This window comes from Micromonospora sp. CA-248260 (genome assembly GCF_050942205.1).
Classification (GTDB): Bacteria; Actinomycetota; Actinomycetes; order Mycobacteriales; family Micromonosporaceae; genus Micromonospora; species Micromonospora antibiotica.
In genome coordinates this window covers 3,745,581-3,760,095 of sequence record NZ_CP192021.1, presented here as the reverse complement: position 1 = coordinate 3,760,095, position 14,515 = coordinate 3,745,581, and the positions used below count along the sequence as shown (strand labels likewise).

Below are 14,515 nucleotides of genomic sequence, written 5' to 3'. Positions count from 1 at the left end.
GCTCCCGTCGACGGTCCATCCGACCGCCCGGCGGGTCACTGCTGCGCCGGTCCGGTCGGGTGTCACTGCCATCCCCACCGGAAGAGGCCCCATGCCCCACCATGTCCGACGGCGTCCGGTCGCGCTCGCGGCTGCCGCCCTGCTCGCCCTCGGCGGGCTCGCGGCTGTGCCGCAGCTCGCCTCCGCCGCCCCCGACCCCGGCTCACCGGTCAAGGTCAACCAGGTCGCCTACGTGCCGGGGCTGCCCAAGCAGGCCACCGTCGTGAACTCCGCGAACTCCCCGCTCGGCTGGACGCTGCGCAACGCCGGCGGCGCCACGGTCGCCTCCGGGCAGACCACGGTACGGGGCACCGACGCGCTCTCCGGCGACCCGGTGCACATCGCGGACTTCTCGGCCTACGACACCCCGGGCACCGGCTACGTGCTGTCGGTGGGCGGGAGCAACAGCTACCCCTTCGACATCTCGGCCGACCCGGTGCGCCGGCTGCGCGGTGACTCGCTGGCGTTCTTCTACCACCAGCGCAGCGGCACCCCGATCGACGCCCAGTACGTCGGTTCCCGCTACGCCCGCCCGGCCGGGCACGTCAACGTCGCCCCCAACCGGGGGGACAACAACGTGCCGTGCCGCACCTCCTGCGGTTACACCCTGGACGTGCGCGGTGGCTGGTACGACGCCGGTGACCAGGGCAAGTACGTGGTCAACGGCGGCCTGTCCACCTGGCAGCTGCAGAACATCTACGAGCGCACGCTGTACGTGAACGGGGCCGACAAGTCCGCCGTCGCCGACGGCACGCTGGCCATCCCCGAGCGGTCCAACGGGGTGCCGGACGTGCTCGACGAGGCCCGCTGGGAGTTGGAGTTCCTGCTCAAGATGCAGGTGCCGGACGGCCGGACCAACGCCGGCATGGTGCACCACAAGATCCACGACCAGAACTGGACCGCGCTGCCCACCCGTCCGGAGCTGGACAGCGAGCCCCGGCTGCTCTCCCCGGTGAGCACCGCCGCCACCCTCAACATGGCGGCGGTGGCGGCCCAGGCGTCCCGGCTGTGGAAGCCGTTCGACGCCTCCTTCGCCTCCCGGGCCCTGGCCGCCGCCGAGAAGGCGTACGCCGCGGCGAAGGCCAACCCGAACCGGCTCGCCCCCGCCACCGACAACACCGGCGGCGGCGCGTACGAGGACAACACCGTCACCGACGAGTTCTACTGGGCGGCTGCCGAGCTGTACGCCACCACCGGCTCGACGGGCTACCGCAACGACCTGAGCAGCTCCCCGCACGCCCGGGGAGCGGGCTTCACCCGGGGCGCGTACGACTGGAGCTGGACGGCCGGGCTGGGTGACACCACCCTCGTGCTGGTGCCGACCGGCCTGGCCAGCGGCGACGTGAGCGCGATCCGGTCGGCGATCGTCGGTTTCGCCGACCGGATGCTCGCCCAGATCGCCAACCAGGGCTACCCGGCCCCGGGCAGCGGCAACGGCACGTACTACTGGGGTTCCAACGGCGCGGTCGCCAACAACGCCAACGTGCTCGCCCTGGCCTACGACCTGACCCGCACGACGCGGTACCGCAACGGCGCCTTCACCGCCTACGACTACCTGCTCGGCCGCAACCCGCTCAACCAGTCCTACGTGGCCGGGTACGGGGACAAGCCGGTGCGCAACCTGCACCACCGGTTCTGGGCCAACCAGAACGACGGCTCGCTGCCCACCGCGCCGCCCGGCTCGCTCTCCGGCGGCCCGAACAGCGAGTTGCAGGACCCGGTCGTGCAGGCCCAGCTCGGTGGCTGCAAGCCGCAGAAGTGCTTCATCGACGACATCGGCGCGTACTCGGTCAACGAGGTGGCGATCAACTGGAACGCGGCGCTGGCCTGGCTGGTGCACTGGGCGGCCGAGCAGGCCGGCAGCGGCACCGGCCCGGACCCGACGCCGACCCCCACGGTGACGCCGCCGCCGACCACCACGCCGCCCCCGCCGACCACCACGCCCCCGCCGCCGACCACCACGCCCCCGCCGCCGACCACCACGCCGCCGCCGGCCGGCGGGTGCGCGGTGACCTACTCGGCGAACAGCTGGAGCACCGGCTTCACCGGCAGCGTCACGTTGGCCAACACCAGCGCGGCGGCCTGGTCGTCGTGGCGGTTGACGTTCCGGTTCACCGGTAACCAGCAGATCAGCCAGGGCTGGTCGGGCCGGTTCAGCCAGAGCGGCAGCGAGGTCACGGTGACCAACGAGAGCTACAACGGCGCGGTCGCGCCGAACGGCTCGGTCAACCTCGGCTTCAACGCCACCTACAGCGGCACCAACGCGACCCCGACCGGGTTCGCGGTGAACGGGACGGCCTGCACCCTGCGCTGACCCGCGCCCGCACCGGGCCGCCCGTCGCACGTCGACGGGCGGTCCGGTCACGGTCCCGTACGGGCCCCGGCCGGTGCGGGACCGGGCGACGCCGCCGGCCGTGTGTCGCCCTTCGGGGGCTGTGGGAGGAATGCTCGGTCTCCACCGGTTCACCACGGTTACGGTGCCCTCAGGTTCATCCGCACCGTGTCGCACCGGGAGAGGACCGACCATGCGCGTGCCCAGCCGAAGCCCCGGCCCCCAACCCGGCGTCACCCCGCCCGCCCCGGCCCGGCGGACGCCCGCCCCGACCCGTCCCGTGCGGCCGGCCGCCCCCGACCTCGACGCCTACCGGCAGGCGGTCGCCGAGCTGCTGGTCGAGGTCGGCGCGCTCGCGGGGACCGCCGGCACCGCCGCCCGTCAGGTGCTGCTCGACCAGCGGCTGCGCGAGCCGGCGATCGCCGACGTGCTCGACGCCACCGGGCAGGGGGTGCTGGGCGCCCGGGAGACCCTGCTGCTGGAGTTGGCCCGCCACCAGCCCGACCGGCCCGCCCCGGGCCCCGACCTGACCGCCCTGGTCCGGATCTACCTGCTGTCCCGCATCGACCTGATGTGGTGGCGGGACACGACGGCCCTGGCGACCGACGAGCAGGTCGACACGCACCCCGACCTGATCGACCTGGAATGGCTGCGCCGTCGTGGTCTGCTCGGCTTCCGCTACCGGGAACAACCGGGAAGCGTCCTGGGCCGGGGGGTGCGCGCCGTCCGGGGCCGGCTGCTGCCGGAGACCGCCCCGCCCACCGCCGGTGTGCCGTTGCGCCGGACCCGCCGCGAGGTCGTCGCGCTCCTCAACGACCTGGCCCGGGAGTTCGCCCGGTCCGCCCCGCCCGGCACCCCGCCGCTGTGGGTGACCAACCTGGCCCACAGCGCCGAACACCGGTACCGGCTGCGCCGGCTCGGCCAGCCGGCCATGCTGCCCAGCGGCCACTGCCTCGGCTGGGCGGTGGACCTGGAACTGGCCTGGTACGCCCGGTTCGGCGCGCGGGACGTGCTGGCCGAGATCCTGCTGGCCCGGCAGGCCGCCGGTGAGCTGAACGTCATCGACGAGGGTCCCGCCTGGCACGTCTGCCTGGCCCCCGCCGCCCGCGCCCGGCTGCGCTCGGCGTACGAGGCCGAGATGGGGATCTGAACGCCGACCGTGCCCACGCGGGCGGGACACCGCCGCCGGGTCAGCCGACGACCAGCAGGGCGAGCACCGCGGCGACGGTGCCGAGCACCGCGACCACCGCGCTGGTCGCCACGAACCGGCCCAGCGGCACGGTCACCCCGGCGGCGCGGCAACGCTCGAACCACAGCAGGGTCGCCAGCGACGCCCACGGCACCGCCAGCGGGCCGACGTTGGTGCCGATCAACAGCGCCAGCAGCCGGGTCCCGTCACCGGGTGGGAGCACCGCCTCACCGGCCAGGTAGGCGGGCAGGTTGTTGACCAGGTTGGCCAGTAACGCCCCGGTGCCCCCGGCGCGCAGCGCCCCCACCGTGCCCCCGGCGTCCCCGAGCAGCACGGAGACCAGGTCGTCCAGCCCGTGCCGGCCGAGGGTCTGCACCACCAGGAACAGGCCGGTCACGAAGACCAGCAGCCGCCAGGGCAGCAGCGCCGGGCGCAGGGTCCGCCGGGACCGGACCGCGAAGCCGACCACCACCAGCCCGGCGGCGACGGCGGCGGCCACCCCGATCTCCACCCCGGCCAGGATGCCGGCGACGAGCAGCAGACAGCCGGCGACCGCCGTGCCGAACAGCAGCCGGTCCGCCGGCCGGTGCGGTGGGGGAGGGGTGAACCGGTCGGCGTCGCGCCGCCCCCGCCGCCAGTACCACAGCCACAACCCCGCCATGGTCACCCCGATCGCCGCGACCTGCGGCAACGCCATCCGGGCCGCGTACGCCGCCGGGGTCAGCGCGATCCGGTCGGCGGCGAGCAGGTTGGTCAGGTTCGACACCGGCAACAGCAGGCTGGCGGTGTTGGCCAACCAGACCGTGGTCATCGCCAGCGGCCCCGGGGCGGTGCCCAGCCGGCGGGCCAGCACGATCATCACGGGGGTGAGCAGGACCGCGGTGGTGTCCAGGTTGAGGGCGATGGTGGTGAGCGAGGCGAACCCGACGCAGAGCAGGAACAGGCCGGCGAAGCTGCCCCGCGCGGCGATCGCCAGCCGGGTGGCCAGCACGTCGAACACCCCGGCGACGGCGGTCAGCTCGGCGAGCACCACCACCGCGCCGAGGAAGAGCAGCAGTGGCAGGATGCGGTGCAGGGTCGCCGCGGCGTCGGCCCGGGGCAGCAGCCCGGTGGCCACCGCGCCGAGGCCCAGCAGGGCCAGCCCGATCGCCACCCGGTCCAGCGGGTGCAGCCTCGGACGGCGGTGCCGTCGGGTCGGTACGGGCGGTGTCCCGCCGGCAGGTGTCACGGCGCACGATCCTCGCACAGCCGGCCCTGCTCCGACGCCGGTTGGCCGCAACTGCCCGCCCGACGACCCCGTACCGGCGGGCCCGACATCGACGTGCGCGGTTCCCGCCACGGTGGACATCCCGGCACGGCTGCCCTAGCGTTCAGGAGATATGCGCAGGATGCTGCTGGGGGCCGGACTGGCCCTGTCGCTCGTCGCCACCGGCTGTGCCCAGGCCACCCCGACGGATCGGGCCACTCCGACCGAATCGGACCGGACCGCCTCGGCATCGGCGTCCGCGAGCCCGCCGGTCGCCTCCCGGCAGGACCCGGAGCAGGCCCGGCGTACGCTGGACAGCCTGCGCAAGGTCGACGACCTGCCGCTCTACGAGATGACCTACGTCGGTGGCTACGACCCGACGGTGGGCACCGACGCCCGGCCGGACACCGGCCCGTTCGGCTGCTCGTTGTTCGCCGCCTCCGGTGACCCGGCCCGGCCGTTGTTCGCCCGCAACTTCGACTGGGACGCCAACCCGGCGATGGTGCTGCGCACCGACCCACCCGAGGGCTACGCCTCGGTCTCCCTGGTCGACCTGTCCTACCTGGGGGTGGGCCCGGACCCGACCGGGGACCGCCGGCTGCTCGACGCGCCGTTGCTGCCCTTCGACGGGATGAACGAGCGGGGGCTGGCCGTCGGGCTGGCCGCCGACGACAATGCCACCGCGAAGCCGGTGCCGGGCCGGCCCACCGTCGGGTCGGTGCGCATCCTGCGGTTGGTGCTGGACCGGGCGGCCACGGTGGACGAGGCGGTGGCGCTGTTCGGCCGGCACAACCTCGACTTCGACGGCGGGCCCCCACTGCACTACCTGCTCGCCGACGCGGGCGGCCGGTCGGCGGTGGTCGAGTTCGTCGACGGGACGATGCGGGTGCAGCGGGGGCAGGGGCGGTGGCAGGCGCTGACCAACGTGCCGGTGGTCGACGTACCCGAGCAGCAGCGTCGCCGCGACCGCCGCTACGGCGTCCTCGCGGCGGCGCTGGACGCGGCCGACGGCCGGGTCGACCCGACGGCGGCGCTGCGCCTGCTGGACCAGGTCCGGCAGGGGCACACCCGCTGGTCGGTGACGTACGGGCTGCGTGACGGTGAGGTCCGGCTGGTCACCGTGGCCGGCGGTGGCACGGAACGCCGTTACCAGTTGCCGATCCGCTGACCCCGCCACCCGCGCGTCCCTGTACGCACGGCGTCCCTGCACCACGAACGGCCCGGCCCCAGCGGGCCGGGCCGTTCGTCGTCGGTTGGTCGGGCTACCAGCTCAGGTAGCCGGCCTGGGTCTGCACGTTCAGCTCGGGCATCCGGACCAGGTCGGCCGTCCAGGTGCGCCAGTCGTTGAGCTTGAGCACGTCCAGCCCTTTCTGGATGTCGCTGGAGTAGATGTGCCCGTTGTAGTAGTAGGTCGACCAGGCGCCGCCGGTGGTGAGCTGGGTGTCCGACAGCGGCCCGCGCTCCCAGAAGCCGATCTCCTTCGGCCGGGTCGAGTCGGTGAAGTCCCAGACCGAGACCCCGCCCTGGTACCACGCCTGCACCATGATGTCCTTGCCGAGTACGGGGATCAGCGAGCCGTTGTGGGCCACGCAGTTCTCGGTGTCGGCGTTGGTGCGGGGGATCTTGTAGTAGCTGCGGAAGACCATGGTGCGGGCGTCGCCCCGACCGGTGATGTCGTAGACGGCGTCCGCGCCCCGGTTAGGGCCGACGATCTCGTTGCAGGTGGCCGCGCCGCCGCCGCCGAGTTCGTCGGTGAACACCACCTTGGTCCCGGCGTTGTTGAACGTCGCCGAGTGCCAGAACGCGAAGTTCGTCGTGTCCCGCACCCGGTTGATCACCCGGGGTGCCTCCCGGTCGCGGATGTCGAGCAGGACGCCGTCGCCCATGCACGCCCCGGCGGCCAGGTCCTTGGCCGGGTAGGCGGTGATGTCGTGGCAGCCGGTGGTGGCCGAGGTCTGCCCGGGGATGCCCTCGTAGCCGCCGTCGGGGAAGAGGTTCGGGGTGGCCACCACCGACGCCTCGGTGGGCTTGTGCACCGGGACCTTCACGATGGAAATCGAGTCGTGCGGCGGCTGGCAGTCGGGGAAGTCGGCCCGGGGGCTGTACGACGACACGTACAGGTAGACGGCCCTGCGGTCCTTGCCGGGGACGAGGGTGTGGGTGTGTGAGCCGCAGGCGGTCTCCACCGACTTGACGTAGCGCGGGTTGGCCTTGTCGCTGATGTCGAAGACCTTGATGCCCTCCCAGGACTCCTTCACCGTCGCCGGTTGGCTCGCGCTGGCGCACGAGTCGTCGGTGCGGGACGAGTCGGTGGAGAGGAAGAGCAGGTCGCCGTAGACCGAGATGTCGTTCTGCGAGCCGGGGCAGAGCACCTGCGACACGATCTTCGGCGCGCTGGGGCGGCCGATGTCGTAGACGACGAAGCCGTTGTAGTTGCCGACGAAGGCGTACCGGCCCTGGAAGGCCATGTCAGTGCCGAGCGCGCTGGTGGTGTCGAACGGCGCCTGCTTGGGCAGGTTGGCGACCTGGCGCAGGTTGGGGCTACTGGAGATCTCGTCGACGTCGAGGCCGGGGGCCGCCGGCGTCCCGCTCTCCGTCGCGGTGGCCGGTGCGGCGTTGCCTGCCGGGCTGGTGGCGACGCTCGCCACCAGCAGGCCGGCGGCGACCACGCTGACGATCTTCAACTGCCGTGGTCGGGGCAGGGGGAACCTGATCATCGGCGGAACCCTTCGAAAGGGGACGATGCGTGCCTGACACCTTACCGGCCAGTGATGACAGTTGATGTGATTCGCGCCACATCAATCCGCGGTGATGAATGGATACGATCGCGTCGACCTCGACCGGAGGGGGAGTCGCATGACCGGCCCACGTGGACGCGTCCTGCTCGCCGTCACAGTCGCCGCCGCCGTCCTGGTGTCGGTCGGGGTGGCCCTGCGCCCCGACGACCGGCCGTCCCCGGCGGCCCAGGGCCGCACGGCCACCCCGACGCCGACCCTCCCGACGGACGCTCCGGCGGTGATCGTGCCCGGCCGGCCGGGCGAACCCGCCGTGACCCGGCCCGCACAGGAGGTCCGCGAGCCCGGCACGCCCCGGTACAACACCCTCGACGTCTGGTTCGTGCGGATGATGATCCCGCACCACCAGCAGGCCCTCCAGTTGGCCGCGCTGGCCCCCGACCGCGCCGCCAGCGCCCAGGTCAAGGCGATCGCCGCGCGGATCCGGGGTGCCCAGGCACCCGAGGTCGGGCTGCTGCGCGGCTGGCTCGACGCCCGTGGCCTGGCCGCCGAGGAACCCGGCCACGAGCACGGCCGGATGCCGGGCATGCAGAGCCCCGAGGCGATCCGGCAGCTCACCGACGCCCGGGGCGTCGCCTTCGACCGGCTCTTCGTGCGCCTGATGACCGCCCACCACGAGGGCGCGGTGACGATGGCCACCCAGTTGCTCTCCGCCGGCGCCGACCAGCAACTCAACGAGTTCGCCACCGCCGTGGCGACCGAGCAGACCGTGGAGATGACCCGGCTACGCGAGCTGCTCTGAGCCCCGGCCGGGCCAGGGCCCGCATCGACCCCGAACGGGGCACTACGCTCGGTCACCGTGAGCCGTACCCTCTTCGGTCGCCCGCTGCGCGGCGTCGCCTTCGACGTCTGCGTCAGCGCGCTGGTGGTGCTCTTCACCCTGGTCACGGCGGCAGCCCAACCCGGCCTGTCGGCCCAGCCCGGTGGCTGGCCGTCCGCGCTGGTCGGCCTGTCCATGGCGGTGGCCCTGCTGTTCCGGCGCGGCCACCCGTCGCTGGTCGCGGTGCTCGTCGCCGGGCTGGCGTTGATCCAGGTGGTCGCCGGCTGGGGTCCGCTGGCCTACGACGTCGCCGTGCTGATCGCCCTCTACAGCGTGGTCAAGTACGCCGACCGGCTGCGCGACGGCATGCTGGCCGGTGCCGTCGCCGCCGTCGGGGTGCTGCTGGCCGCCTCGCAGGCCCAGACCAACGTCGCCTGGTGGGCCCCCGCGATCTACTTCGGGCTGATCACCGGCGGGGTGTGGCTGGCCGCGTTGAACGTCCGCACCCGCCGCCTCTACGTGCTCAGCCTGGAGGAACGGGCCGCCACGCTGGAACGCGAGCGGGAGGCCGAGGCCCGCGCGGCGGTGGTCGGCGAACGGGCCCGGATCGCCCGCGAGCTGCACGACGTGGTGGCCCACAGCATGGCGGTGATGATCGTGCAGGCCGACGGGGCCCGCCTGCTGTTCGACCGGGAGCCGGAGACCGCCCGGCAGGCGGTGAAGGTGGTCGCCGACACCGGCCGGCAGGCACTGGAGGAGATGCGGCGGCTGGTCGACGTGCTGCGCGAGCCCAGCCCACCGGAGCCGACCACCGGCCCGGGCGCGGTCACCCCGAGCACCGAACCGGAACGCCGCCGCGCCACCGTCGCCGAGCTGCCCGCACTGGTGGGCCGGTTCCGCGACGCCGGTCTGCGGGTCGAGTACCTTGCCAGGGAGGTGCCGGCCACCCTGCCACCCGGGCTCGACCTCACCGTCTACCGGGTGGTGCAGGAGGCCCTCACCAACGCCCTCAAGCACGCCGGGGTCGGCGCGCACGCCACGGTCGCGCTGGGCGTCGACGACGGGCTGGTGGTCCGGGTGAGCGACGACGGGCGCGGACGCCCGCCGACCCGGCCGGCGCCCTCCGGCGGCCACGGCCTGGTCGGGATGCGCGAGCGGGTCGGCGTGTACGACGGCCGGCTCACCGCCGGACCCCGTACCGGTGGCGGGTGGCAGGTCGAGGTACGGCTGCCGCTACCGTCGACCCCGGACCCGGAGGTGATCGCGGCATGACGGTACGAGTGGTGATCGTGGACGACCAGGCGCTGGTGCGGGCCGGCTTCCGGATGGTGCTGGACTCCCAGCCTGACCTGACGGTCGTCGGCGAGGCGATCGACGGGGCGGACGCGTTGCGGGTGCTGGCCGGGGTCCAGGCCGACGTGGTGGTGATGGACCTGCGGATGCCGACCATGGACGGGGTGGAGGCGACCCGCCGCATCTGTGCCGCCTCCGCCGACGGCCGGCCCCGGGTGCTGGTGCTGACCACCTTCGACACCGAAGCGGACGCGTTCGCCGCGCTGCGCGCCGGGGCCAGCGGGTTCCTGCTCAAGAACGTGCCACCGGAGGAGTTGCTGGCGGCCATCCGGGTGGTCGCCGAGGGCGACTCGGTGGTCGCCCCGTCGATCACCCGCCGGCTGCTCGACCGGTTCGCCGACCGGCTCGGCCCCGCCCCCACCGAGGACCCGCGCCTGGCCCAGCTCACCGACCGGGAGCGGGAGATCCTGCTGCTGGTCGCGCAGGGCCTGGCCAACGCCGAGATCGCCGCCCGGGTGCACGTCGCCGAGGCGACGGTGAAGACCCACGTCGGCCGGATCCTGGCCAAGCTCCAGCTCCGCGACCGGGTCCAGGTGGTGGTCCTGGCCTACGAGAGCGGCCTGGTCACCCCGGGCGGCTGAGCCCGGGTACGACCTGGGGCGTACGGGTGTCCCGGTTCGGGGCGACCTGTGGCGGAGTCGGCCCGAGCGGGCGGGTGGACGCCGGGCGGCGGGCCGCTGCCTAGCGTCGGAGGGGACCGCACCACGCCGACCGGGAGTGCCCATGTCCGTGCCCACCGTCGCCCACCCCGCGCCCCACCCACCCACCGTCGCCGGCCGTCGCCCCACCGGCTGCCGCCCGCCCGTGGGGTCCACCGCCCGCCGTCCGCCCGTGGAGTCCGGGGCCGTGCCGCGCCGGGCCGTCGGCCGGGACCGGCGGTGACCGGGATGTGGCGGCTGACCCTGCGTACGCTGCGCGCCGACGCCCTGCGCCTGCTGCTCTCCTCGGTGGCGATCGTGCTCGGGGTCGCGTTCGTCGCCGGCACGCTGATGCTCACCGACGGCATGCAGGCCGGGGCGTACGAGCGGGCCGGTGCCTTCGACCGGCACACCGACCTGGGCGTCTACGCCGACCGGACCACCCTTCCGCCGTCCCTGGTCGACCGGGTGCGCACGGTCGACGGGGTGGCCGAGGCCGCCGGGGAGCTGACCGCCCTCGTCGGGGTGGTCGGCGTCGACGGCCGGCCGGTGCTCGGCGTCGGGTTGCTCGCCGCGATCCCCACCGGGCCCGCGTTGCGCTCCTACGACGTGATCGCCGGACGGCTGCCCGACCGGCCCGGCGAGGTGGTCCTCGACGCGCCCACGGTCGCCGCGCAGGGGTTCACGCTCGGTGGCCCGGTCGGCGTCGGCGGCGCGACCGGCCCGGCCCGCCCGTACACCCTGGTCGGCACCGTCGACGTGGCCGGAACCACACGCGACGTCGGCGGCCCGTTCGTCGGGTTGGTCGGCGCGGACGCGCTGGCCGTCAGCGGGCGGCCGGGCTACGACCGGATCATGGTGGCCGCCGCGCCGGAAACGGCGGGGGCAGCCCTGGCCGGCCGGGTGGCCGCGGTGGTCGGTGGGGACGCCATGGTGAAGTCGCGGCAGCGCATCCTCGACGAGGCCGTCGAGGACGGGGTGCGTGACCTGGACCAGTTCCGCCTGGTGCTGCTCGTCTTCGCCGGGGTGGCGGTGGTGGTGGCCGGGTTCGTCATCGCCAACACCTTCGCCATCGTGCTCGCCCAGCGGACCCGGCGGACCGCGCTGCTGCGGCTGGTGGGGGCCCGCCGGGGGCAGGTCTTCCGGGCCGCCGTGCTGGAGGCGGCGGTGCTCGGGCTGGCCGGCTCGGCCCTCGGGGTGGCGCTCGGTGTCGGGCTGGCCGCCGGGGCGGCGGCCCTGACCCCCCGGCTCGACCTGCCGCTGTCCGTCGCCGGTCTGACGGTGACCGCCCGGACGGTCGGGCTCAGCCTGCTGCTCGGCACCCTGGTCACCGTCGGGTCCGCACTGCTGCCCGCCTGGCAGGGCACCCGGGTGCCGCCGATGGCCGCCCTCACCGACGCCGCCGGGCAGCCGGCCCGGGGCGCCGGGCGGGCCCGGCTGACCCTCGGCGCGCTGGTCGGCGTCGCCGGCATCGCCGCGTTGGCCGGGGCCGCCGCCGTCGGGCAGATCGCCCTGGTCGCCGTGGGTGGGGTGCTGTCCTTCTTCGGGATAGTCATGTTCGGTCCGCTGCTGGTGCCGGTGCTGGTCCGGTTGCTCGGCCGGCCGTTGCGACCGGTGTTCGGGGCCACCGCCGCGCTCGCCGTGGCCAACGCGGCCCGCAACCCGCGCCGGGTGTCGGCGACCGCCACCGCCCTGGTGATCGGCATCGGCCTGGTCTCGGCGTTCGTGGTCGGCGCCGGCAGCGTCAAGGTGGGCGTCGAGCGGGCGGTCGACGCTCGCATCGGTGTCGACTTCGTGGTCACCGGCGTCGGTGTCGGGCTGCCCGCCCCGCTCGCCGGGGAACTGGCCGCCCGACCCGAGGTGGGGGTGGTGCACGAGCACCGTAACCGGGTCGTCGACGGCGTCGAGCTGCGGTCGGCGCACCCGGCGCTGGCTCGGCGTACCCTCGACGCGGTCGACGCCGGGGACGTCGCGGACCTGGGGCCGGGGACGGTGCTGGTGCACCGGGAGCTGGCCGCCGCCCGGGGCTGGCGGGTGGGGTCGACGGTCACCGTCGCCGGGCGTCCGTTCCGGGTGGCCGCCGTGGTCACCGCCGACGGCCCGACGTCGCAGGGGGTGCCCGCCGGGCACGTGGTCGACCTGGCCGACGCCGACTTCACCGCGCTCTACCCCGACGAACGCGGCCAGCTGGCCGAGGTCGAGCCGGCCGACGGGGTGTCCGCCGAGCGGGCCCGCGCCGCCATCGGGGCGGTGGTCGCCCGGTACCCGACGGTGAACCTGCTGGACCAGGCCGCCTACAAGAAGACGCTCACCGGCACGGTGGACATGCTGCTCGCCTTCGTCACCGCGCTGCTCGGCCTGGCCGTGGTGATCGCCCTGGTCGGCGTGGCGAACACGCTCAGCCTGTCGGTGGTGGAGCGGAGCCGGGAAAACGCCGTGCTGCGTGCCGTGGGGCTGTCCCGGGGACGGATGCGCCTGCTGCTGGCCGTCGAGGCGGTGCTGACCGCCCTGGTCGGTGCGTTGCTCGGCACCGCGCTGGGCATCGCGGTCAGCGCCGGGACGGTGGCCTTCGTGGCCCGGCTGGGTGGCGGCTTCACGCTGGTGCTGCCCTGGGGGCGGCTCGGGCTGATCCTGGCCGTGGCCGTGCTCGCCGCGCTGGCCGCCTCGGTGCTGCCGGCCCGCCGTGCCCTGGCCCGTCCGGTGGTGGAGGCGCTCGGCGCGGAGTGACCCCGTAGTCGCCCGCCGGCCCCGGCGTCGTCGCCGGCCGGCGGGCCGCTGCGCCCCGGGCGGGGGCGTCGCGCGTCCCGGGGCAGCGGTCAGAGGCGTTCCACCATGTCACCCCGGCACCGGTCCCGGGTGTCGAAGACGTACCGGGCGTGCCGGGTGACCAGGTCGTAGTCGAAGCTGTCGTGGTCGGTCACCAGGACCACCGCGTCGGCTGCGGCGATCTCCCGCGCGGTCAGCTCCACGACCAGCACCCCGCCCGGGATGTGCTGCGGCTCCGCGTACGGCTCGACCGCGCGTACGTCCGCGCCGAGCGCCTGCAACCGCCGGGCCACGTCCACCGCCGGCGAGTCGCGCATGTCCCCGGTGTTCTTCTTGTACGCCAGCCCGAGCAGCAGCAACCGGGCCCCGTTGACCGGCCGGCCGATCCGGTTCAACCCGGCCATCACCCGCTGGGCCACGTGCTCGGGCATCTGGTGGTTGATGTCGTCGGCCAGCTCGATGAACCGGAACGGTCGGCCCAGGGTGCGCTTGACCTGCCAGGACAGGTAGCACGGGTCGATCGGCAGGCAGTGCCCGCCGACCCCTGGGCCGGGGCGGAACGGCATGAACCCGAACGGTTTGGACGACGCGGCCTCGATGGCCTGCCAGGCGTCGATGCCCAGTTGGTGGGAGGCCATCGCCAGTTCGTTGATCAGCGCGATGTTGACCTGGCGGAAGGTGTTCTCGATCAGTTTGGTCAGCTCGGCGACCCGGGTGGAGTCCACCGGCACCGTCCGTTCGACCAACCGCCGGTAGAAGCCGTCCACCCGCGCCAGCGACGCCGCGTCCACCCCGGACACCACCTTCGGGGTGTTCTCCAGCCGCCAGGTGGGGTTGCCCGGGTCGATCCGTTCGGGGCTGTAGCCGAGGTGGAAGTCACCCGGGCTGCGCAGCCCGCTCGCCGCCTCCAGCAACGGCCGGAGCAGGTCCTCGGTGGTCCCCGGGTAGGTGGTCGACTCCAGTACCACCGTGCAGCCGGGCCGGACGTACGGGCCGACGGCGGTGCCGGCCTGCTCGACGTAGCTCAGGTCGGGGGCCCCGTCGCGCAACGGGGTGGGTACGGTGATCACGCAGATGTCGAAACCCTCGGCGTCCGGGTACTCGGTGCTCGGCCGGTACCGGCCGCTGGCGAGGGCGCGGCCGAGCCGGTCTGCCCCGATGTCCTCGACGAAGGATTCGCCGGAGGCGAGCCGCTTGACCCGGTCGGCGTCGACGTCCAACCCGACCACGTCCAGTCCGGCTTCGACGGCGCGCATGGCCAGCGGCAGTCCGACGTATCCCTGGCCGATGACGACGAGTTTCTCTGCGTTCACCTGGGCTCCCTGCAAGCGTGTCCTTGCACGGAGCCTAGATGGCGATATGGCGATCTACGCCCGTTTTGGTGTTCCTGGGGGCTC

10 protein-coding genes are annotated in these 14,515 nt (G+C 74.2%); 7 read left to right on the top strand and 3 right to left on the bottom strand.

Annotated elements, in window-relative coordinates; translation table 11 throughout:
• Nucleotides 1-91: 91 nt before the first annotated feature.
• Nucleotides 92-2,353 (top strand): glycoside hydrolase family 9 protein, encoded by a 2,262-nt coding sequence (locus ACQP2H_RS16590; protein ID WP_433227968.1) that lies wholly within the window; start codon nt 92-94, stop codon nt 2,351-2,353.
• A gap of 211 nt (nt 2,354-2,564) precedes the next feature.
• On the top strand, nt 2,565-3,521 hold the full coding sequence (locus tag ACQP2H_RS16585; protein ID WP_357536713.1) for a hypothetical protein: 957 nt from the start codon (nt 2,565-2,567) through the stop codon (nt 3,519-3,521).
• A 40-nt stretch (nt 3,522-3,561) separates the two neighbouring features.
• Here the strand turns inward: ACQP2H_RS16585 and ACQP2H_RS16580 are convergent, their stop codons facing one another.
• Nucleotides 3,562-4,788 (bottom strand): SLC13 family permease, encoded by a 1,227-nt coding sequence (locus ACQP2H_RS16580; protein ID WP_433227966.1) that lies wholly within the window; start codon nt 4,786-4,788, stop codon nt 3,562-3,564.
• 151 nt (nt 4,789-4,939) lie between these two features.
• On the opposite strand from ACQP2H_RS16580, the gene ACQP2H_RS16575 reads away from it, so the two are divergent.
• Entirely contained in the window at nt 4,940-5,974 is a 1,035-nt protein-coding gene (locus ACQP2H_RS16575; protein WP_357536710.1) for a linear amide C-N hydrolase, read from the top strand.
• A gap of 94 nt (nt 5,975-6,068) precedes the next feature.
• On the opposite strand, the gene ACQP2H_RS16570 is transcribed toward ACQP2H_RS16575, so the two are convergent.
• A complete protein-coding gene (locus tag ACQP2H_RS16570; protein ID WP_433227964.1) occupies nt 6,069-7,523 on the bottom strand; it encodes an LVIVD repeat-containing protein in 1,455 nt (484 codons plus the stop codon).
• 139 nt (nt 7,524-7,662) lie between these two features.
• Between ACQP2H_RS16570 and ACQP2H_RS16565 the strand changes: the two genes are divergently transcribed.
• From ACQP2H_RS16565 to ACQP2H_RS16550, 4 genes are all read left to right on the top strand, one after another.
• A complete protein-coding gene (locus ACQP2H_RS16565; protein ID WP_357536706.1) occupies nt 7,663-8,343 on the top strand; it encodes a DUF305 domain-containing protein in 681 nt (226 codons plus the stop codon).
• Between the two features lie 57 nt (nt 8,344-8,400).
• Nucleotides 8,401-9,633, top strand: a complete 1,233-nt coding sequence (locus ACQP2H_RS16560; protein ID WP_357536704.1) for a sensor histidine kinase — start codon at nt 8,401-8,403, stop codon at nt 9,631-9,633.
• Nucleotides 9,630-10,295, top strand: coding sequence for a response regulator (locus tag ACQP2H_RS16555; RefSeq protein WP_219462358.1), 666 nt, complete (start codon nt 9,630-9,632; stop codon nt 10,293-10,295). The genes ACQP2H_RS16560 and ACQP2H_RS16555 overlap by 4 nt, the downstream gene beginning before the upstream one ends.
• Nucleotides 10,296-10,601: 306 nt before the next feature.
• Nucleotides 10,602-13,079 carry an ABC transporter permease gene (locus ACQP2H_RS16550; protein WP_433233557.1) on the top strand — a complete coding sequence of 826 codons (2,478 nt, stop codon included), beginning with the start codon at nt 10,602-10,604 and terminating at the stop codon, nt 13,077-13,079.
• An 89-nt stretch (nt 13,080-13,168) separates the two neighbouring features.
• Here the strand turns inward: ACQP2H_RS16550 and ACQP2H_RS16545 are convergent, their stop codons facing one another.
• Nucleotides 13,169-14,431, bottom strand: coding sequence for a nucleotide sugar dehydrogenase (locus ACQP2H_RS16545; RefSeq protein ID WP_219462351.1), 1,263 nt, complete (start codon nt 14,429-14,431; stop codon nt 13,169-13,171).
• Between the last annotated feature and the right edge of the window lie 84 nt (nt 14,432-14,515).

What these genes read in the sequence shown, in the direction of transcription:
- ACQP2H_RS16590 (WP_433227968.1), top strand. Translation starts at nt 92, where the DNA reads ATGCCCCACCATGTCCGACGGCGTCCGGTCGCGCTCGCGGCTGCCGCC.
- ACQP2H_RS16585 (WP_357536713.1), top strand. Translation starts at nt 2,565, where the DNA reads ATGCGCGTGCCCAGCCGAAGCCCCGGCCCCCAACCCGGCGTCACCCCG.
- ACQP2H_RS16575 (WP_357536710.1), top strand. Translation starts at nt 4,940, where the DNA reads ATGCGCAGGATGCTGCTGGGGGCCGGACTGGCCCTGTCGCTCGTCGCC.
- ACQP2H_RS16570 (WP_433227964.1), bottom strand. Translation starts at nt 7,523, where the DNA reads ATGATCAGGTTCCCCCTGCCCCGACCACGGCAGTTGAAGATCGTCAGC.
- ACQP2H_RS16565 (WP_357536706.1), top strand. Translation starts at nt 7,663, where the DNA reads ATGACCGGCCCACGTGGACGCGTCCTGCTCGCCGTCACAGTCGCCGCC.
- ACQP2H_RS16555 (WP_219462358.1), top strand. Translation starts at nt 9,630, where the DNA reads ATGACGGTACGAGTGGTGATCGTGGACGACCAGGCGCTGGTGCGGGCC.
- ACQP2H_RS16550 (WP_433233557.1), top strand. Translation starts at nt 10,602, where the DNA reads ATGTGGCGGCTGACCCTGCGTACGCTGCGCGCCGACGCCCTGCGCCTG.